The organism is Natrinema caseinilyticum (genome assembly GCF_024227435.1).
Lineage (GTDB): Archaea > Halobacteriota > Halobacteria > Halobacteriales > Natrialbaceae > Natrinema > Natrinema caseinilyticum.
Map to the genome: position 1 here is coordinate 2,408,857 of NZ_CP100445.1, position 18,498 is coordinate 2,427,354.

At 64.1% G+C, this 18,498-nt stretch carries 17 protein-coding genes and 1 pseudogene; 10 read left to right on the forward strand and 8 right to left on the reverse strand.

Features of this window, described 5'->3' with window-relative positions; all coding sequences use genetic code 11:
• The first annotated feature begins 183 nt into the window (after positions 1 to 183).
• Both NJT13_RS11820 and NJT13_RS23230 read left to right on the forward strand, forming a co-directional pair.
• Positions 184 to 429: a ferredoxin gene (locus NJT13_RS11820; RefSeq protein WP_254521840.1), complete on the forward strand. Its 246-nt coding sequence runs from the start codon at positions 184 to 186 to the stop codon at positions 427 to 429.
• A gap of 388 nt (positions 430 to 817) precedes the next feature.
• Positions 818 to 2,536: a carbohydrate-binding protein gene (locus NJT13_RS23230; RefSeq protein ID WP_278002238.1), complete on the forward strand. Its 1,719-nt coding sequence runs from the start codon at positions 818 to 820 to the stop codon at positions 2,534 to 2,536.
• 215 nt (positions 2,537 to 2,751) lie between these two features.
• On the opposite strand, the gene mdh is transcribed toward NJT13_RS23230, so the two are convergent.
• On the reverse strand, positions 2,752 to 3,666 hold the full coding sequence (mdh, locus tag NJT13_RS11830; protein ID WP_254521841.1) for a malate dehydrogenase: 915 nt from the start codon (positions 3,664 to 3,666) through the stop codon (positions 2,752 to 2,754).
• A gap of 229 nt (positions 3,667 to 3,895) precedes the next feature.
• On the opposite strand from mdh, the pseudogene NJT13_RS11835 reads away from it, so the two are divergent.
• The 3 genes and pseudogenes from NJT13_RS11835 to NJT13_RS11845 form a co-directional block, all read left to right on the forward strand.
• Positions 3,896 to 4,348 (forward strand): annotated as a pseudogene (locus tag NJT13_RS11835) (TIGR00725 family protein); the annotation flags it as partial.
• Between the two features lie 76 nt (positions 4,349 to 4,424).
• Positions 4,425 to 5,126, forward strand: a complete 702-nt coding sequence (locus NJT13_RS11840; RefSeq protein ID WP_254521842.1) for an Sjogren's syndrome/scleroderma autoantigen 1 family protein — start codon at positions 4,425 to 4,427, stop codon at positions 5,124 to 5,126.
• 345 nt (positions 5,127 to 5,471) lie between these two features.
• Positions 5,472 to 6,335 carry a phosphatase PAP2 family protein gene (locus NJT13_RS11845; RefSeq protein WP_254521843.1) on the forward strand — a complete coding sequence of 288 codons (864 nt, stop codon included), beginning with the start codon at positions 5,472 to 5,474 and terminating at the stop codon, positions 6,333 to 6,335.
• A gap of 62 nt (positions 6,336 to 6,397) precedes the next feature.
• Here NJT13_RS11845 and NJT13_RS11850 read toward each other — a convergent pair whose 3' ends face one another.
• Positions 6,398 to 8,860, reverse strand: coding sequence for a DEAD/DEAH box helicase (locus tag NJT13_RS11850; protein ID WP_254521844.1), 2,463 nt, complete (start codon positions 8,858 to 8,860; stop codon positions 6,398 to 6,400).
• 107 nt (positions 8,861 to 8,967) lie between these two features.
• Between NJT13_RS11850 and NJT13_RS23195 the strand changes: the two genes are divergently transcribed.
• The 3 genes from NJT13_RS23195 to NJT13_RS11860 all read left to right on the forward strand — a co-directional run bounded on the left by NJT13_RS23195 (position 8,968) and on the right by NJT13_RS11860 (position 11,550).
• The gene (locus NJT13_RS23195) at positions 8,968 to 9,102 is read left to right on the forward strand and encodes a hypothetical protein (protein WP_256549393.1); all 135 of its coding nucleotides are present in this window, start codon (positions 8,968 to 8,970) and stop codon (positions 9,100 to 9,102) included.
• Positions 9,103 to 9,358: 256 nt separating this feature from the next.
• Complete coding sequence (locus NJT13_RS11855; RefSeq protein WP_254521845.1) at positions 9,359 to 10,861, forward strand: PQQ-binding-like beta-propeller repeat protein; 1,503 nt, start codon at positions 9,359 to 9,361, stop codon at positions 10,859 to 10,861.
• Between the two features lie 188 nt (positions 10,862 to 11,049).
• Positions 11,050 to 11,550 carry a TspO/MBR family protein gene (locus NJT13_RS11860; RefSeq protein WP_254521846.1) on the forward strand — a complete coding sequence of 167 codons (501 nt, stop codon included), beginning with the start codon at positions 11,050 to 11,052 and terminating at the stop codon, positions 11,548 to 11,550.
• 23 nt (positions 11,551 to 11,573) lie between these two features.
• On the opposite strand, the gene NJT13_RS11865 is transcribed toward NJT13_RS11860, so the two are convergent.
• From NJT13_RS11865 to NJT13_RS11880, 4 genes are all read right to left on the reverse strand, one after another.
• Positions 11,574 to 12,785 (reverse strand): MFS transporter, encoded by a 1,212-nt coding sequence (locus NJT13_RS11865; RefSeq protein ID WP_425499751.1) that lies wholly within the window; start codon positions 12,783 to 12,785, stop codon positions 11,574 to 11,576.
• A gap of 166 nt (positions 12,786 to 12,951) precedes the next feature.
• Positions 12,952 to 13,536, reverse strand: coding sequence for a diacylglycerol/polyprenol kinase family protein (locus NJT13_RS11870; RefSeq protein ID WP_254521847.1), 585 nt, complete (start codon positions 13,534 to 13,536; stop codon positions 12,952 to 12,954).
• Between the two features lie 110 nt (positions 13,537 to 13,646).
• The gene (gene glyS / locus NJT13_RS11875) at positions 13,647 to 15,425 is read right to left on the reverse strand and encodes a glycine--tRNA ligase (protein WP_254521848.1); all 1,779 of its coding nucleotides are present in this window, start codon (positions 15,423 to 15,425) and stop codon (positions 13,647 to 13,649) included.
• Positions 15,418 to 16,272, reverse strand: a complete 855-nt coding sequence (locus NJT13_RS11880; protein WP_254521849.1) for a CBS domain-containing protein — start codon at positions 16,270 to 16,272, stop codon at positions 15,418 to 15,420. Before NJT13_RS11880 ends, glyS begins: the two co-directional genes overlap by 8 nt.
• 133 nt (positions 16,273 to 16,405) lie before the next feature.
• Here NJT13_RS11880 and NJT13_RS11885 point away from each other — a divergent pair, with 133 nt between their 5' ends.
• A complete protein-coding gene (locus NJT13_RS11885) occupies positions 16,406 to 16,567 on the forward strand; it encodes a DUF7556 family protein (protein ID WP_254521850.1) in 162 nt (53 codons plus the stop codon).
• Between the two features lie 17 nt (positions 16,568 to 16,584).
• Here the strand turns inward: NJT13_RS11885 and merB are convergent, their stop codons facing one another.
• A complete protein-coding gene (merB, locus tag NJT13_RS11890; protein WP_254521851.1) occupies positions 16,585 to 17,286 on the reverse strand; it encodes an organomercurial lyase in 702 nt (233 codons plus the stop codon).
• Positions 17,287 to 17,541: 255 nt separating this feature from the next.
• Between merB and NJT13_RS11895 the strand changes: the two genes are divergently transcribed.
• Positions 17,542 to 18,060: a DUF7974 family protein gene (locus NJT13_RS11895; RefSeq protein WP_254521852.1), complete on the forward strand. Its 519-nt coding sequence runs from the start codon at positions 17,542 to 17,544 to the stop codon at positions 18,058 to 18,060.
• Between the two features lie 139 nt (positions 18,061 to 18,199).
• On the opposite strand, the gene NJT13_RS11900 is transcribed toward NJT13_RS11895, so the two are convergent.
• On the reverse strand, positions 18,200 to 18,358 hold the full coding sequence (locus NJT13_RS11900; RefSeq protein ID WP_254521853.1) for a hypothetical protein: 159 nt from the start codon (positions 18,356 to 18,358) through the stop codon (positions 18,200 to 18,202).
• Between the last annotated feature and the right edge of the window lie 140 nt (positions 18,359 to 18,498).

Sequence of the window (18,498 nt, forward strand, 5' to 3'; positions counted from 1 at the left end):
GGACGCCGTCGGTTTTTGCACTCGACATCCGCCTTCTCAGCGCCATCCCTCGCCCGGAATCACGGCTCGTGCGGCGTCGAATTGCGCCGAAAGGCGCCATCGAAGCGCCTGGGACCGTTTCCGAACGATCGGCCGTGGCCCCCGATCGCTAACGATTTACCGCAAACTGCCGAATGATCGCCTATGAGAGTCGAATACGACGAGGATACCTGTATTGGGATGTTTCAGTGCGTCGCCGAGTGGGAGGCCTTCGAGAAGGATAAATCGAAAGGGAAGGCGGTTCTCGAGGGCGGCGAGGAGGTCGAGGACGGCGTCTTCGTTCGTGAGGTGCCCGCGGACGCGGAACTCGATGCGAAATTCGCCGCCCGGTCCTGTCCCGTCGATGCGATCACGATCTACGACGACGACGGCGAACAGTTGATTCCATGAGCGAGGTCACGATCCCGTCTTTCGTCCCGCTCCATCCCCCGTAAATCCGAATTGATTGACGATAAGCCAACTGAACTTCCCGCTCGGCGTCGCTATATCGACCGCGCCAAGCGTCTTGACGCGTCTTCGTCCCACGGTCGGCCCACGTGCAGTGGCGTCTCTGCCGGTTCGCTTCCGGGGATCCGGACTGCGAATTTCGTCGCCGTTTCGGCCGCTTCAACTCGCTCATATTATTGTTGAACTGGTATCAAACGTGTACAGTTTAATTTACTTCGTATATATTATTGAACAAATCCAACGACGCTTCCGATGGTACGCCATCGCGGTGGGTGATTCGGTTCCGCGCTTCCGGACGCGATGACGTTCGGCGACACTCACGGCATCAACCATGACACGAGACGGCTCTCACACCGACACCACGGGGGATCGACGGATTGACAGCAGGAAGCAGCAGTTGAGGCGAGCGCACACCGACCTCTCCTCGTCGCTCGAGGGGGACGACGACGGCAGCTCCTCGCGCGGATCTCGCCGACGGTTTCTCCAGGTCGGTGCGACCGCGCTCGCGGCCACCGCGATCGGCAGTTCGACTGTCGCTGCTCAGGAGGCCGCCAGGAAGTGCGGTTCGCACGCTCAACTCGAGATCGGCGCCGGCGATTTCGTACTGAAGAACAACGACTGGGGGAGTTCCGACGTCGACATGTGTATCAGGACGAATACCGACGGCTCGTACGGATACGAGTGGTCGACGCGGTCCAGCGGCGGGCCACCGAATTATCCCCAGGGCCTCCTCGGAACGAAACCCTGGGGCTCGGACACGGGCGTCCGGGACTTCCCGATCCGGCGGGGAGACGTCGACCAGCTCGACCTCGAGGTGGACGTCGACGTGAACATCTCCGGCGGTTCGTGGAACCTCGCCGAGGAGTGGTGGTTGATGGACTCGCCGGTCTCCGAACAGACCCAGACGCACACCCACGAGATCATGGTGGTCCTCGACTGGGGCGGCGGCCACGGCCATGGCGGGGTGAAAGAAGAGAACGTCTGGACGGACAAATTCGGCAACACAATCGACTACTGGGCCCGCTACGGCGGCGGCGGCACGAGCGCCGACTTCCACATCTTCCGCGTCAGCGGCGGCCTCTCGACCGGCCGCGTGGATCTGACGGAAGCCATCGACTTCATGACCGAGCGATGGGGCGTCAGCGACCGGAAGTGGATCTCCGGGATCGAACTCGGCAACGAATACTGGCAGGGGAGCCAGGGCGACGTCACGTACGACCAGTTCGACGTCACCGTCAACGGCACCACCTACTCGAGCGGCAGCGGCAGCGGTGGCGGCGATACCGGCGGCGGAAATCGGGGCGGTGAGTCAGATCCGGGCAACGACGGCGAAAACGGTACCGACGAGGAAGATGGACGGAATCGTGGCGAAGACGGAAACGGAGACGAGACAGGGAACGGCGGCGAAGACGGAAACGGAGACGAGACAGGGAACGGCGGCGAAGACGGAAACGGAGACGAGACAGGGAACGGCGGCGAAGACGGAAACGGGGACGAGACAGGGAATGGCGGCGAAGACGGAAACGGAGACGAGACAGGGAACGGCGGCGAAGACGGAAACGGGGACGAGACAGGGAACGGCGGCGAAGACGGAAACGGAGACGAGACAGGGAACGGCGGCGAAGACGGAAACGGGGACGAGACAGGGAATGGCGGCGAAGACGGAAATGGAGGCGACGGAAACGACGACAGCCGGAACGACAACGGCGGAAGTGACGGGGGAGAATCGTACCCGACCTGGCAGCCCGACACGATCTATCTCGAGGGCGATCGCGTGGTCCACGACGGGGCCGTCTGGGAGTCCCAGTGGTGGGCCCACGGCGAAGAACCGCGCGAGGAACAGTGGTACGTCTGGAAGCGTGTCGAGGACGCAAACGGCGTCACCCCTGTCGATCCGGATGCCGGCGGCACACCCGCCTGGAACTCGTCCGAGATCTACCGTGAGGGCGATCGAGTAACTCACGATGGCACCACGTGGGAGGCCCAGTGGTGGACCCAGGGCCAGGAGCCGCGCGACGAAGCGTGGTACGTCTGGCGCCCGGTCGAGTAGGGACGGTCCGGCGATCCGGCCACTCCGTTTTTCGCCGCGCCGAAACTCGAAGACCTTCGGACGGCGACCCCGCCGACGCACGAACGGTTGCTCCCGTTTACGCCCCTGATTGTGGGACGGAGCGGCGTGTTCGGTGTCCGGTCTCTGGCCAGAAGCCGTCTCGAGCGCCGGCGCCGAGTGCGGTGCGCAAAAAACTGGAACCGTCGAGTCGACCGTTACGAGATCTTGTCGTATTGCTCCGAGAGCTTCTCGGCGGCTTCGCCGAGTTGATTCCGTTCGAACTCGGTGAGATCCCACTCGACGATCTCTTCGACGCCGTCGGAGCCGAGCTTGACCGGCACGCCGAACGCGGTATCCTCGTGACCGAACTCGCCCTCGAGTTTGACGCTGCCGGGGAGAACCTCGCCGGTGTCGCGCAGGATGGCCTCGACCATGTGGCCGACGCCGGTCGCCGGCCCCCACTCCGTGGCACCTTTCTTCTCGATGACGTTCATGGCGGAGGTCTGGAGTTCGGAGAGCAGTTCTTCCTTTTCGTCTTCGTCGAACTCGAGGTCCTGGCCGTTGACGCGGACCTTGGAGAAGACGGGAACCTGCGCGTCGCCGTGTTCGCCGAGGATAGTCGCGTCGACGTTCTGGACGGGTGCGTCGAAGCGCTGTGAGATGACGTACCGGAACCGGGCCGAGTCGAGTCGGCCGCCGAAGCCGATCACTTGCTCGCGGGGCCGGTCGCCGGCCTCGTAGAGGTGGCGGTTCAGCAGGTCCACGGGGTTCGACGTGGTAATGGTGATGAAGTCGTCGTTGTACTCCGCAATCGAGGAGCCGATGTCCTCCATGATCGGCGCGTTGTCGCCCGCCAGGTCGATCCGCGTCTGGCCCGGCTGGCGCGGAATACCCGCCGTGATAACGACGACGTCCGATCCTTCGGTGTCCTCGTAGCCACCCTGTCGGATCGTCGTGTTCGAATCGTAGGCCGCGCCGTGGTTGGCGTCGGCGGCCTGACCGATCGTATCGTCTTCTTTGTCGGGAATGTCCACGAAGACGAGTTCGTCCGCGATGTCCCGAAGCGCGATGTTGTAGCCTGCGGCGGCCCCGACCGTTCCGGCCGCGCCGACTACGCTAACTTTCGTCATACCACGTAAGCATCCACTTGCCCGCGCGTTAAATCCGTCGAATCCCGCCGCTTCGAACGATTTGACGATGCATGTATCGACACTTGTCGAACGCAGACGGACACCACATCGCGGTGATTTCTCGCCCACGCGGGGTCATCGTCTCGAGGTCCGACTCCGCGAAAGACGCCTCGGGCGAACCGAGGACCGAATCGAGCAACGTACAGTACTTCGGCCCCGTCTCACGGGTATGCGAGTGAGCGTTATCGGCGGCGGATCGATTACCGACGAAGAGGCGAATCGAGCGGAGGCGGTCGGTCGCGAACTCGCCGACCACGGTCACACGGTGGTCTGTGGCGGCCGCGGCGGCACGATGGAAGCGGTCTGTCGCGGTGCGAAGGCCGAGGGCGGGAGGACGATCGGTATCCTTCCCACTGCGGACCGCGACGACGCGAACGAGTACGTCGACGTCCCGATCGTAACCGGACTCGGCCACGCCAGAAACGCGCTCGTTCCGCTGAACGGTGATGCCGTCATCGCCCTCCCCGGCGGCGTCGGGACGCTCTCTGAGATCGGCTTCGCCGGAATCTACGATCGGCCCCTCGTCGGACTCGATACCCACGACGTCTCCGCGCTCGCGATCGATCTTGAGGTCGTGGCGACGCCGGCCGAAGCGATTGCTGCCGTCGAAACTGCTCGCGACGACCCCCGCGTTCGTAGCGATTCAGATCCTGTCGGTTGTCGCAGCTTTTTCGACGCTTCGATGCGTCTAGACGGACATGAGCGACTTCGACAAGGAAGCCGAACGCGAAAAACTTCGGGAGAAGTACGAACGAGACAAGGAAGAACGGAAGGCGACGCAGCGGATGAGCGACCTGCTGCTCAAGGGCGCGACGATGACCAACGCGCACTGCGGGACCTGCGGCGACCCGCTGTTCGAGCAGGACGGCACCACGTTCTGTCCGAGCTGTCACGGCAATCCGGACGCCGTTCGGGGAACGGAACTCGAGGCCCAATCGGCCGAGACGGAACGGTCTGGGGACCAACCGACCGCCGAGGAGCGCGGCGGTCGAGATGGCGGATCCGACCGATCCGAAGCGACGACCGAATCCGCGACGCCGACCGCCACCAACGACTTCGGGTCCGCATCCTCCGAAACCGACGCCGCCACCGACCCGAGCGATACCGCGATCGATTCGACCACGGCACAACGGACACGGGGCGCAGAGCACACTCGAGACCGCGGAACCGAGACGACCGCGTCCCCGAACGACCACCCTCCCCGATCGACGACGTCGGGTCGACGCGGCCCGACGACTGTCGAGGGAGTCGACGGCGACCTCGAGGCCGCCCACGACGCGCTCGTCCGAACGCTCGAGAAGTTCGCCCGGGAGGCTGCCGCCACGGACGACCCGAGATACGCGAGGGAGTGTCTCGAGGCGGCTCGTGAGGCAGGCGAAACGTTGGAAACGTTGCGCTGATGGCCCCGGAACCGGTGGCGATCGCGGCGGCTGGTGCTCCTGGTTCGAGCTACTCGACGTCACCGCGAACCGATAGTCCGTTTTTCGTCGACCGCCTCGATCTCGAATAGACACTTATATATAACAACACTCGGAAAATCAGTAAAATTATATGATTCGGCCTGAAATCCCGCTCGATGTATCGGGGCACTGGGGAAGAACGCGATTGCAGCCATCCCGACTGTGGATTACCCGGTCCGGCCTCCGGTTGCACACCGTGCAGGGGTGCCGCTACCGGACGTCCTCCGGAGTCGCCGGCTCGGTCTCTCACGGACTCCGATTCAGGACCTCGCGAGGAACCTAACGATGGCACTTGGATTCATGGTCATGCTCACGGCAGCCGCCGTTTGTACCGGACTCGTCGGAACCAGCACGATCTGTCTCGATCGAACCGCGATCCGTCGAACGGTCGCCGACCTCGACGGCCGTTTGCTCGAGATCGCACCGTATCTCGGTGTCGCGGCGCTGTTTTTCCTGGTCAAGCAGGCGACACACGAATTCAGACTGCAGATTTCCGAGGCTATCGGCGTGGACATCACCGCGGAAATATACGCCGTCGAAGGGGACTTCGTCGCGGTTCTTCAGGACGTCGTCCCCCAGCAGACGATCGAATTCTTCTCGGTGATGTACATGTTCGGGTTCCCGTTCCTGCTGGTGACCGCGCCGATCCTCTATTTCATGCTGCCGTCCCAGCGTCACTTCAAGGAACTGCTCATCGCGTACGTGCTAAACTATACGATCGGCGCGCTCTGCTACACGCTGTTCGTCGTCTACGGGCCTCGAAACCACCTCTCGTCCGTCTCCGGGCTGATGTACGATTTCTACCCGCAGACCCAGACCATGACGGCGGCGGTTTCGGCGAACACGAACGTGTTCCCGTCGTTGCACACGTCGCTGGCGGTCGTCGTCTTGCTGTTCGCCTGGCGGTCCCGCGACGAGTATCCCCGGTGGTTCCCGATCGCGTCGTTCGTCGTCTCGGGCGTCGTCTTCTCGACGATGTACCTGGGAATCCACTGGGTGATCGACGTTCTGGCCGGTATCGCACTCGCCGTGTTTAGCGTCTACGCCGCCGAACGTCTCGTCGACCGTGCCGAAGGTGGTTCCGGCCCGCTTTCTGCATCCGACGAGAGCGAAGACGGTATCGCGACGGATCCCGACCTCGGCGACTGATCCCCGTCCGAACCGGCTCACGAAACCGGGCGCCGCCTCCACGGTCGACCGCGACCGCCGAGCTAACCCGAATAGTCGCTTCCGATGACTTCTCGGATCCGCTCTGCGGTCACCGTCCCGACGCCGTCTGCCTCCTGTAACTCGTCTTCGGTCGCGATCATCACGCCCTCGACCGTGCCGAACGCTTCGAGCAGCGACCTGGCCGTGACGGGGCCTATTTCGGCGATGGAAGCGACGACGTACTCCTGTTGTTCGGACAGAGTCTTGCTGCCCTTCTCGCCGTGGACCGACACCTCGCGGTCGGCGGTCGCCTGTTCGCGCCCGGCGATCACCGCGAGCAGTTCGGTCGTGTCGGCTTCGCTCTCGGTCCGCAGGACGCTCGCACCGAAGTCGACGGCGAGACTCGAGAGCGCTCCCCGAACCGCGTTCGGGTGGACGTCCCGCTGCTCGTAGAGCCCGTCGCCCTCGACGACGACGATCGGGCGCGAGTAGTGACGCGCCATCGCGCCGACCTGCTCGAAGACCGACCGGTCACCACCGACCAGCGAGTCCACGAAATCGGCGACGGACTTGCGCTCGACGACTACCCGATCCGACAGGACGTAGTCACCGACGTCGAGCGTCTCGAGGCGCACCTCGATTTCGTCGCGCCGCGAGAGGTCGCGGGCGATGTTCGCGTCCATCTCGCGCTGGTCGGCCACGACCTCGACGGTCTCGCCCTCGGCGTGTGGCTCGTGGGTCTCGACGGACTCCTCGTCCGGTCCCTCCGCGGCGTCGGCCCGGTCCGCGAATTCCTGCAGCCCTGGCTGTTCTCGACCCCCTTCGTTTCCACTGGAAGACCCGCCGACTGCATCGGGGTCGGAGCGCTCTTCGACGGCTTCGGACCCGGGGGGTGCGTCGTCGCCTCCCGTTGCCGTGCGTTCCTCGTCGCCCTCGAAATCCGAAAGCGACTGCTGGGAGTCGTCGAGTTCGTTCTCGAGGGCCGTGGCCATTCCCTTCAGTTCGCGTAGCTCCGATTCCATCTCCTTTTCGCGGCGCCTCGAGATCCAGAAATAGGCTTCGTCGCGGGTGTCCTCGGCCATGAGGACGACGACCCGTCCCTCGGACTGGCGACCGGTTCGGCCCTTCCGCTGGATCGAACGGATGGCGGTCGGAACGGGTTCGTAGAAGAGAACCAGGTCGACTTCCGGCACGTCGAGTCCTTCCTCCGCGACTGACGTCGAGATCAACACTTCGAATTCGCCCGCCCGGAACTCGTCTAAGACCTCCTGTTGTTGCGTCTGAGTCATTCCGTCCGACCCCTCGCGGTCGCCCTGCCCGACGAACCGCTTCGCGTCGAAGCTCCCCCCGAGAAAGTCCGTCAGGGCCTCGGCCGTATCGCGGGACTCGGTGAAAACGATGACGCGGTCGCCACCCTCGAGTCCCAGGGTTTCGGCGAGCAACATACGGGTCTTGCGGTACTTGGGGTGGATCTCGTCGAACCGTTCGGCCTTCCGCATCGCCTCGCGAACGCGCGGATCCGACACCATTCGCTGGCTCGCCTTCGACGCTCCGGACGAGCGAGCCTGGTTTCGCTGGCGCTCGAAGTACCGACGGAGCGCCTCGACGCTCTGGGTTTCGACCAGCGTGACGGCCTGTCGGAGCTTCATCACCTCCGCGTGGACCGACATCCCCTCGAATCCCTCCGACTGATCGTTGTCGATCAACTGCTGCAGTTCGGCTCGCATCCGGTTCAGGTCCTTCTGTGACTGATCGGGCTGCGTCGAGCGCGCGATCCCGAGTTCCTTTAACTTCTCGAGGCGATCCGTGATGACCTCGTTCAGCGTGTCCCGTATCTCGAGGACCTCGTCCGGGAGATCGATCCGCTCCCACTCGACGTCGGTGTCGTGGGTGAACTCGTCGACGTCGGCGTCTTCCTCGGTCATCACCTCGACTTCTCGGAGGCTCAGGTTCTCACAGACGTCGAGGATCGCTTCCTCGTCGCCGCCGGGCGACGCCGACATGCCGGTCACGAGCGGATCGTGGGCGTCGGCGTGGTACCGCTCTGCGATATAGTTGTACGCGTAGTCGCCGGTCGCGCGGTGGCACTCGTCGAAGGTGACGTGGGTGACGTCGGCGAGCGAGATGCGCGACCCGACGAGATCGTTTTCGATCACCTGCGGCGTCGCCATCACGACCGTCGCCGTCTCCCACATCGCCGCCCGGTCGTCGGGGCTGACGTCGCCGGTAAAGACGACGACCTCGTCGTCGGGAATTTGGAGGGCCTCCCGGTAGAAATCCGCGTGCTGCTGGACGAGAGGTTTCGTCGGCGCGAGCATCAGCGACTTCCCGCCGACCTCCTCGAGTCTACGCGCCGTGACCAGCAGGCTGACCGTCGTCTTTCCGAGGCCGGTCGGGAGACAGACGAGCGTGTGGTGGTTCGCGGCCGTGCCCGCGAGTTTCAGCTGGTAGAGTCGGCGCTCGAGAAAGTTGGGCTCGAGGAGCGGATGCTCGATCGAGGGCGGTTCCTCGTCCTGTGTCGCCATTGCCGGCGATTCGGTTCGGTCGTGGATAAGCGTTGAGAAAGCGAGGTGGAAGTAAAGCGCGTCCGGGATTGCCGTCCGCTGTCGGCTTCGTCTCGGTAATCCGTCGAATGAGCAGTCCCTTGGCTCCCACCCTCGAGTCGATCCTCGCCGCGGTCGGGTTCGTCCTGCTCGTGACGGTACTCGCGAGTTTCACCGGGGAGAGTCGCCCCTCGAGGAAGCCGGACTGCGTTTCGGTCCGGTGACTCCGGATTATCGGCCCCCTCACTGCGCTGCTCCGTGGCCACGGTGTGCGAGGCGGTCGGCAGCTAATCGGCGGACGGACCGCCGATCGGACAGTTTCATTCTGTAAACTGTGGCGTTGGTTCTGACCACGCAACTCTCCAAAACCCTTCCCTCAGGCCATCTATGGCCGTTTTATCGCCCCTATATGTAGTTGTAGCGAAAATAAGTCAGCGTACCAACCAGATAGTAATAACGCTTACCGCGAACAACGGCGGCATGACAGACTGGCATCGCCGTTCGGTACTGGCGACCGGTGCAGCGCTTACGGCCGGGAGTGGGGTCGCATCGACCGGGGTAGGGGAGACCGGTTCTGCGGGGGAAAGCGTCGACGGTCTTCCGGACCCGGCGCTACAGCCAAATCCGGAGATGGACGAAGACTGGGCGTCGTACGCCGGGGGTGCCGGCCACGCCAGATACGTCACAGACGGGTACGAATTCGACGGTGACGTGCTCGAGTCCGCTTGGTCCGCCGACCACAGTGGGACCGTTGCCGTCGCCGACGAAACGGTGTATACGTCGACCGAAGCGGGCGTCGTGGCGCTCGATGCGACCGACGGCGCTGTCGTCTGGGAGAACACCGACGTCGACGCGCGGAACCCCTCCGTCGTCGGCGATACGGTCTATCTCGGCGCCGATCAGGTAGTGGCGCTCGACCGATCGGACGGGAGCGTCCGCTGGGAGAGCGATTTCGATACCGACGGATCCGTCACCCACCACACGGTGGCGTACGACGCCGTCTTCGTCGTCGCCGACGGCACGTTGTACGCCCTCGAGGCGGCCGATGGCTCTGTTCGGTGGACGATCGAATCGGTCGCTGTCGAATCGCCAGACGCCGCTGAGCCGGAGGAATACGAGTTTATTACGTCCCCTGCCGCGGCGAACGGTGTCGTCTACGTCGGAACGGCGGGAGTGGCCCTCGCCGTCGAGCCCGAGTCCGGGGACGAAGTCTGGCGGAACGCCCTGGAGTTCGTGGCCACGGGAACGCGGGCTCGAGCGACGACGACGAGGGCCGTTCTCGGCAGATTTTCGCAGGCCGAGGCGGGTATCATGGACGCGCAAACGGGCGACGCACTCACGCTCGGGGTTTCGGAGGGTGTCGACATCGCGCTCGGCGAATCGGTCTTCATCAGCGGGGACGACTACACGTTCTTCGGACTCTCTCTCGACAAGCCGTTCGATCAGCTCTGGGAGAAATCCTTTCCCCATACCGGTGCCAGGCCCGTTATCAGCGGCGAGACCGCGTACGTTTATTTCGTCCCGCGTCCGGGCGGAACGGAGGGGGACGGGGACTACAGTGACGAACTCGTTGCCCTGAACAAACGCGACGGGACCGAAAAGTGGTCACTGTCGGCCGACGACGTCCCAGTCGGAACGATTCGGGCCATCAGCGGTGAGACAATCTACGTCAGCCGCGACGGCAAACTCGTCGCGCTTCGAGCGCCCGCAAACGGAGACGGCGGCGACGGTGGATCCGGAAGTGGCGGTGACGGAAGTGGAGACGGCGGTGGTGAAACCGCCGGTGATGGGAACGACTCATCGGGCTCCGAAAGTTCCGGCGACGGAGACGGAACAGAGTCCGGATCGACCGACTCCGAGGGTCCGGATAGCGCTGACGACGTGCCGGGCTTTACGTCCGGCACGGGCATCCTCGGCGGTGCCGTCGCCCTCGAGTGGCTGCGCCGGCGGACCGGTGCGGACGACCCGGACGAGTACCGCTGACGAACTGCGGTGTCAGCGGGAGTTCCCGCACTTCGGCGGACCGGGTCGAATCGGTGAGTGGATCGTTTCACCGACTACTATCGCGGACCGACGCATTGCTGCCACTTGGTCCGGCGCGGTATGCCCGCTCGGACCGACACGCCGCTGCCGTCTGTGAGCTATAAATCCACGCGCGGCCTAGACCGTGTATGGACACTCGAGTGAGCACTCGCCGACTCCCGAACGTCGACGCGATCCTCGCCGCGATCGGGTTCGTCCTCCTGGTGAACGTCGTCGGCGGGCTCCCGGGAATCCTCTCGAGGCCCGACAGCGCCTGGTTCAGGAGTCTCGCAAAGCCCTGGTTCTATCCGCCGACGATCGCGTTTCCGGTCGTCTGGACGACGCTATTCACGCTCCTCGGCGTCGCATTGTGGCTCGTCTGGCGTAGCGACGCCGACGGCCGCCGCCTCGCGCTGGGGCTGTTCGCCCTTCAGATGGTCTTCAACGTCGTCTGGACGCCCGCGTTCTTCACGCTCGAGGCGCTCTTGCTCGCCTTCGGAATCATCGTCGTCCTCTGGGTGTGTATCGCCGCCACGGTCCTCGCGTTCCGCCGCGTGGACCGGCGCGCGGCGGCGCTCCTGGTGCCGTACCTCGCGTGGGTGACGTTCGCGGCCGTGCTCAACTTCGAAATCTGGCGGTTGAACGCGTGAGGTCCGCGATGACGGTGGAAAAATCACTGCTCGGGTAACCACCACGTCAACACGATTGCGACGGCCACGAACCCGGCCAGGACGAGGTACGCCCCGTCGAAGTAGCCCCGATCCGCGAGCGCGCCGACCATGATCGGACTCAGCGCGCCGATAGTCATGTAAATGCTTCGCAGGAGGCCGAGTCCGGTCCCTCGCATGTCGGCCGGAAACGCCGCGGTCATGTACGGCAACGTGATCGTCCCGTAGCCGAGGATGCTACTGAGGAGAATCGTGCCGCCGACGAGGGGCCAGAATTCCTCGAGAAACGGCAGCGCGACCAGCGACAGGACGACGATACCGAGGACCGGCGGGAGCGATTTCCGGATCCCGTATCGGTCGTACAATCCTCCCGTCAGCGGCTGGACGACGATTCCGAGCGCGAAGAACGAACTGAAGAGACCCGTCGCGACCGGCTGCGAGAACCCCTTGATCTGGATGAGGTACGTGGGATAGAACCCCGTAAACGCCTGCCAGACGCAGTAGGTGAGGGTCTGGATCGCTGCCACCGTGACGATTTCCGGGCGGCGCAGTTCGGCGCCCACGTAGCGGACCGTCTCGAGGGAGACGCTGTCGATGGCGCTGGTCGGACTCGAGGTGCGCGACGGAACGGCGAGTCGGAGGCCGATCGCGACGGCGGCGAACGCCGGGACCACGAGGCCGAAGCCGTACTGCCAGGCGAGCGCCGATGCGATCGCGCCGGCGGCCAGCGGCAGGAGCGTGTTGCCGACCTGTCCCGCCGCCATGGTGATCCCGATCGCGGTGCCGTCGTTGTCCGGATAGATGTCGGACAGCGCCGTGAACCGGGCGACGCCGTACAGCGCCGTCCCGAATCCGAACGCCGCGGTCGCGAGGTAGACGACCGGCGCGGAGCCGGCGACGGCGACGAGTCCGAGCGTGATCGCGGAGATCACGGAACTCGCGACGAGGATGTTGCCCTCGCCGAATCGGTCGGCGAGCAACCCGCCGGGAAGTTGCCCCAGTGCGTAACAGATCCAGAGGACGGTCAACAGGAACCCGGCCGTCGTCAGATCGAGGTCGTACGCATCGCGAAGGTACGGAAGGAGAACCGGGTACGCGAGTCTGATGCCGATCGAGAGGCACCAGCCGGCTGCAACCGCGGAGAGAATAACGCCACGGCCGTCGGCGAGAAACGCCCTGACGTTCGAGAGGCGGTCGACCACTCCCAGTCGAGACACGATAGCTAGCCACGTTCTGCAGCGACGGTCTTGATAGCTCCAGAACGAGACGCCCTTGCCGGCTTCGAACTGAGCCGTCGTCCCCTTCGAGACGGTCGAGGCGAATCGCCCGCGCGAATCGACCGGTAACTCGCTCGAGTAGACCGGCTCGCCGTCCTCGGGCCCGCTAGAGCGGGACGAATCTAAGCGCGAGAAACGCGAGACAGGCGGCGTAGATGGGGATCGTCAGGTTGTCGTCGATGATGTACGTGCGGATCTCGAGCGTCACGCCGTCGGCGATCGTCGCGCCGATTGCCGCCACCACGGCCGCCCCCAGGGGGAGAAACGGGATGGCGATAACCGTCGAGACGAGGAACATCGTAACGAGGACCTTCGGGGGCTTGATTCGCTGGAGACTGTTGTCCGAGACGGCGCCGCTGATCGGGTCGCCGAGCGAGAGCATCAACATCGCGGGGAGGGCGATGTCCGGCTCGAAAACCACCACGACTGCCGCCATACTGATCATGTACAGCGCGTAGCCCGCGGGGTTGTCCTGTTCGTACTCGCGGGTGAGTACGTCATAGAGCCGCCAGTTGAGCCCGACCTGGAGTCGCAGGAACTCGAGGACGAGCGCCCCGCTCGCGAGGGCGACCATGAGGAGTTGAAACCGGGTCCACGTCAGCCCCACCTCGAGAGACCTGCCGAGAAGGTAGAGCGCCACCAGGCCCGAACCGCTGGCGTGGACGAGCCGTCGCTTCAATTCGTCGGCCATCGTTTGTGCCTTAGTGGAGGTGACCTTCAGTCCGTCGGTTAGTTCTCCGGAACGCTATATATAATATAAAAGGGCACCCGCCGGATCGACGACGTCGGCGGTCGAGCCAGCTATCCCTCGAGGTCTTCGAACTCGAGGTCGCCCGTCCGGATCGCCGGCAGTGCGCTTGGCAGGTCCTCGATCGGCAGTCGCTTCTGGGCGGTCGTGTCCCGCTCGCGGACCGTGACGGCCTCGTCTTCGAGGCTCTCGTAGTCGACGGTCACGCAAAACGGCGTCCCGACCTCGTCCTGGCGGCGGTAGCGACGACCGATGTTTCCGGAGTCGTCGTACGTGACCGACAGTCCCGCTTCCCGCAGGGCCGCGGCGATCTCCCGGGCTTCGGTCTCGAGTTCGTCGTCGCTCTGTAACGGGAAGACGCCGACGAACGTCGGTGCGACCTCCGGGTCGAGTTCGAGGTACGTCCGTTCCTCGCCGTCGACCTCGTCCTCGCGGTAGGCGTGATGCAACACGGTGTAGACGACCCGGTCGACGCCGAAGGACGGTTCGACGACGTGTGGCGTGATGTGCTCGCCGGCCTCTGTTTGTTCCTCGACCGAGAATCCCGTCGTTTCGACTGGAATAGAGCGCGTTTCTCCCTCGAGATCGATTTCCACGGTGTCCCCGTCGAAGGCGCTGCGATCACGGGCGGCCAACTCCTCGAGTTTCTCGACGACGGTCCCGGCGTCGCCGCCGAACTCCGGCCCGAGGTAGCTCATGTCCGGATCGACGGTGGCGCGCTCGACGGTCTTGGGTTCGTCGTACTGCTTGAAGATCGTGAACCGGTCGCCGGAGTGGTCGCCGTGTTTCGAGAGGTCGTAGTTCCCGCGGTGGGCGAACCCGGCCATCTCGATCCAGTTCCCGTCGATTTCGCTTTCGGCGTCCCAGCAGTCGCTGGCGTAGTGGGCTCGTTCGCCCGAGAGGTGCTGGCGATAGCGGAACCGATCCATGTCGACGCCGACCGCCTCGTACCACGGTTTCGCGACGCCGAGGAAGTACGCGACCCACCGGTCGGCGATAATTCCCTCCGCGACGGCCTCGCCGATCGTCGTCTCGATCTCCGTGCCGTCTGCGGCGTCCTGCTCACTGGCCGGATACAGGGTTACCGTGACGTCTTCGACGCTCGAGAGGTCCGGATCGTCGGCCTCGGGGTCGATGAAGTACTCGAGTTCGGCTTGTGTGAACTCGCGCGTGCGAATAATCGAGCGTCGCGGGCTGATCTCGTTGCGGTAGGCGCGCCCGATCTGCGTGACGCCGAAAGGAAGCTGGTTGCGGGCGTACTCTTTCAGTCGCGGGAACTCCACGAAGATGCCCTGTGCCGTTTCGGGACGCAGATACCCCGGCTGGGAGTCGCCGGGGCCGATGTTCGTTTCGAACATGAGGTTGAAGGCTTCGACGGCCTGGCCCGCGAGTCCCGCCCCGCAGTTCGGGCAGACGAGTTCGTACTCCGCGATGACCTCCTCGACCTCGGGGATCGGGAGACTTTCCGCGTCCTCGTACTCCGTGTTGTCCTCGACGACGTGATCCGCCCGGTGGCTCTCGCCGCACTCCGGGCACTCGACGAGCATGTCGTCGAACCCCTCGAGATGGCCGGAGGCCTCGAAAACGGGTTCGGGCATGATCGTCGGCGCGTCGATCTCCATGTTTCCTTCGGCGACCGCAAAGCGGTCGCGCCAGGCGTCTTCGACGTTCCCTTTCAGTGCCGCACCCTGGGGCCCGAAGGTGTAGAAGCCGCCGACACCGCCGTAGGCCCCCGCGGACTGAAAGAAGTACCCTCGTCGCTTCGCCAGTTCGACCAGTTTTTCGCTCGTCGTGTCGGGTGCCTCCGCGTCCGCGTATTCGTGCTCACTCATAGAGTGCCTCCAGTAGATCGATGTCACAGACGATGCCGACCAGCTGCTCGCCCGTGATCATCGGAATCTGTTCGATATCGTTGCTAATCATCCGTTGTGCTGCCTCCTGGACGGACGTCCCGGACGATACCGTGACGACGTCGTCGCTCATGAATTCCCGCACCGATCCCGTCGGGATCTCGATGTCACGCGTGGGGAGATAGCGGCTCCCGACGGCTTTGATTCCCTCCCACGACCACTCGTCGTCCTGATCGCCGAAGTTGTCGCCCGTCGCCTCTTCACCCTCGACGATCCTGGCGACATCGAGAATGTCGACTTCCGTGAGAACGCCGCTCATCTCTCCGTCGTCGTCCAGCGCGACGGCGTAGGGGACGTTCGCGTAGAAGAGCTCTCGTTCGGCGACTCGTAACGGCGTCCCCTCGTAGGTCGTGTTCACGTCCTGGCTGACGAAGGACTCGACGGTTCCGTCCGTCTCCTGGTCTCCGGCTGCGATCGCGTGAATCACGTCCGTCACCGTGACGATACCCTCGAATTCGCCGTCGACGACTGGCACACGCCGTGCGCCCGCCTCGACCATCGTCTGTGCGGCGTCTTCGAGCGGGGTCTCCGAGGTCGTCGTCGGCACGTTCTCTTCCATCAGCATGACGAGCTGGTCTTCGTCCGGCTGTTCGATGAGCGTCTCACGGGAGATCAGCCCGCGGTACTTCGGACCGTTGTCGGTCGGCTTGACGACCGGCACTGACGAGAACGATTGCTCCTGAAGATACTCGAGGACGTCCGAGCGGGTGCCCGGCAGGTCGGCGGTCACCACGTCCTCGCGGGGCGTCATCGCGTCGGCTACGTTCATATCACCTCGGTACGGCGAAAATGAGTATAAACCCAGTGTTTCACGGACAGGCATTCGATCGATCACTGAGTGGTCTCGTCGCTGAACGGTCAGATTCGATGAGCTTATATGTGGATGAGTGTCAGTAACAAACATGGCGACGAAACACGACGCAGTGGCTTCCGATGACACGATCGTCGGATCGATCGATTCGACGGCTGCAAGCGACGAATACGTCATCGCAGACATCTCCGCCGACGGTGCCTGGCTTTCTATGCAGGCGGACGATGCGCCAACGCTTCCGGCCTGGAGATAACTCGGGTCGGTGGTATGCTATTCGACGAGTTCGATGGCGACGGCCGTCGCGGTCGATAGCGGCATTCCGACGGTCGCCACCGGTGTCTTTGTTGCCCAGCGTTCGTACGCGCGTCGCGTCGGAAAGGCGCGGACGGTCGGACAGATCGCCTCGTAGGCGTCTTCGAGCGTCGGAGCCGTAGTCGGCGGACGCGACTCATCGACCGCCGTTCCGAACGACACGACTGCGGTCGTCGGCGTCGTGGCCAGCTCTCCGTCCCCCGTTGTGCGAGCCTCGATCGCTGCTCCCTCCGGGCTGACGGTGTGGATTTCGACCGCCTCCGATGTCAGTTCTGCAAGCGCCACGGTATCGTAGAAACACCTGAAGTAGTACCGCTCGCCGTCCAGTTCACCCCAGTGGTCCGTCTCGCCGTCGGCGTGGCAGAGGTCCGCGACCTCGAGTGCGCCGCCGGTTCGCCGCCGAAGTTCGCTGGTCCAGTCCTCGAGCGAGTCGATCGAGGCGTCCCCGAAGAACCGCTCCATCGCCGACCGAACGTCGTCGGGCAGCGTCGCTTCGGTGACCGATGAATCACCAAGCCAGCGGTCGGCCGAAGAGCTGGCTCTCCCCTCGGGCGCTGCTCCGGTCCCGGAGTCGCCCTCGGTCTGCGGTTCAGTCTCGGAATTCGTTCCCGTCCGCTGGCTTTCGACCGTTCCACAACAAGTGCAGGTTTCATTCGGCATGCAACAATACTTCGTACCTCGAAGCACTTGTACTGCGAAGTCCGAAGCATCGGAGTAACTTCGGTGAACGAAAGGTATGGGAAATCCGACGAACGATCGATTCGAGCGGGCCGCTGAGAGAATCCGAACGCCGGACCCACTCCCGGACTCGAGGCGAGCGAGTCCGACAGAGGGTTCCTCGTCCGTTTCGGACACTCACGGCCTGTACTCTCGCGATCCCTCACCGTTTTGTACGCTGCGGCATTCGGTTCGCTCATGGACCGTTCTCGATCGAACGGGGAGACGGGACCGGGCGCGAGCGGCGATCCCCACGTCGACCTCGACGGTTCCAGGCCGACCGTCGTCTCGTTTCTCGGATCGCTGGTCCCGCCGTCTCTCGCACGACGGGCGATCGCCGTTTCCGTCGCGACCGACCGGGACGTCTACGAGCGCGACGAGTCGATCGAGATCGATATCGAGTTCAAAAATCGGCTCCCGATTCCGGTCGAACTCCCGACGCCCCGCCAGCGTCGCTGGGGGTGGTCCGTCGACGGGCACCTCGAGGCCACCGACGAACGCGTCTACACGCGACACGATCCGTCATCGTTCGAGTTCCGCGGTGGTGAACGAAAACGGGTGTCGGTGACGTGGAACGGTCGCATAGAGCAGGTGCGGTCCGACGGCCGACGCGAGTCCGTCCTCCCGGGCCCGGGCGAGTACGAGATTCGGGCGTTCGTCGCGACTCGCGAGGACGCGACGCAACCCAGCGCTTCGACGACGATCACCCTCGAGTAGCGCGGGGTGCGGTTCTGCGCCGATCGATCCGGCGGGAGCGACTCGAACCCGCTCTTCGTCGACGGACGCGGAACGGGCCGGCCGGAATCGAGAGAAAGGTGCGGTTTCGTCCGTGCGTTACGGTCATCGACTCGAGCCCTCACCCGGTGAGGAAGCCGCCCGGCGGAATGCGCGTCGTGGGGCGGCCCGTCTCGTCCGTCGTCCGATCGTCGCCGAACTCGGGGGAGTGTGCGATCGTTCGTCGTGCCTTCGCGAATCGCTGCGAGCCTGCCGTGACCGTTGTGAATAGTTTACTCATACAAGAGTAAAGAGGTGCGACGTTCTCATAAATGTTTTCGAGATGAAAAATCGTGTGGGTTCCGAGGTGGCGCCCTCCAATTGACTGGTCACAAAAGCAGTCTTTTAGCGCCTTTCCGAACTGAATTTCACCGATAACGT

What these genes read in the sequence shown, in the direction of transcription:
- NJT13_RS11820 (WP_254521840.1), top strand. Translation starts at nt 184, where the DNA reads ATGAGAGTCGAATACGACGAGGATACCTGTATTGGGATGTTTCAGTGC.
- NJT13_RS23230 (WP_278002238.1), top strand. Translation starts at nt 818, where the DNA reads ATGACACGAGACGGCTCTCACACCGACACCACGGGGGATCGACGGATT.
- mdh (WP_254521841.1), bottom strand. Translation starts at nt 3,666, where the DNA reads ATGACGAAAGTTAGCGTAGTCGGCGCGGCCGGAACGGTCGGGGCCGCC.
- NJT13_RS11840 (WP_254521842.1), top strand. Translation starts at nt 4,425, where the DNA reads ATGAGCGACTTCGACAAGGAAGCCGAACGCGAAAAACTTCGGGAGAAG.
- NJT13_RS11845 (WP_254521843.1), top strand. Translation starts at nt 5,472, where the DNA reads ATGGCACTTGGATTCATGGTCATGCTCACGGCAGCCGCCGTTTGTACC.
- NJT13_RS11850 (WP_254521844.1), bottom strand. Translation starts at nt 8,860, where the DNA reads ATGGCGACACAGGACGAGGAACCGCCCTCGATCGAGCATCCGCTCCTC.
- NJT13_RS23195 (WP_256549393.1), top strand. Translation starts at nt 8,968, where the DNA reads ATGAGCAGTCCCTTGGCTCCCACCCTCGAGTCGATCCTCGCCGCGGTC.
- NJT13_RS11855 (WP_254521845.1), top strand. Translation starts at nt 9,359, where the DNA reads ATGACAGACTGGCATCGCCGTTCGGTACTGGCGACCGGTGCAGCGCTT.
- NJT13_RS11860 (WP_254521846.1), top strand. Translation starts at nt 11,050, where the DNA reads ATGGACACTCGAGTGAGCACTCGCCGACTCCCGAACGTCGACGCGATC.
- NJT13_RS11870 (WP_254521847.1), bottom strand. Translation starts at nt 13,536, where the DNA reads ATGGCCGACGAATTGAAGCGACGGCTCGTCCACGCCAGCGGTTCGGGC.
- glyS (WP_254521848.1), bottom strand. Translation starts at nt 15,425, where the DNA reads ATGAGTGAGCACGAATACGCGGACGCGGAGGCACCCGACACGACGAGC.
- NJT13_RS11880 (WP_254521849.1), bottom strand. Translation starts at nt 16,272, where the DNA reads ATGAACGTAGCCGACGCGATGACGCCCCGCGAGGACGTGGTGACCGCC.
- NJT13_RS11885 (WP_254521850.1), top strand. Translation starts at nt 16,406, where the DNA reads ATGGCGACGAAACACGACGCAGTGGCTTCCGATGACACGATCGTCGGA.
- merB (WP_254521851.1), bottom strand. Translation starts at nt 17,286, where the DNA reads ATGCCGAATGAAACCTGCACTTGTTGTGGAACGGTCGAAAGCCAGCGG.
- NJT13_RS11895 (WP_254521852.1), top strand. Translation starts at nt 17,542, where the DNA reads ATGGACCGTTCTCGATCGAACGGGGAGACGGGACCGGGCGCGAGCGGC.
- NJT13_RS11900 (WP_254521853.1), bottom strand. Translation starts at nt 18,358, where the DNA reads ATGAGTAAACTATTCACAACGGTCACGGCAGGCTCGCAGCGATTCGCG.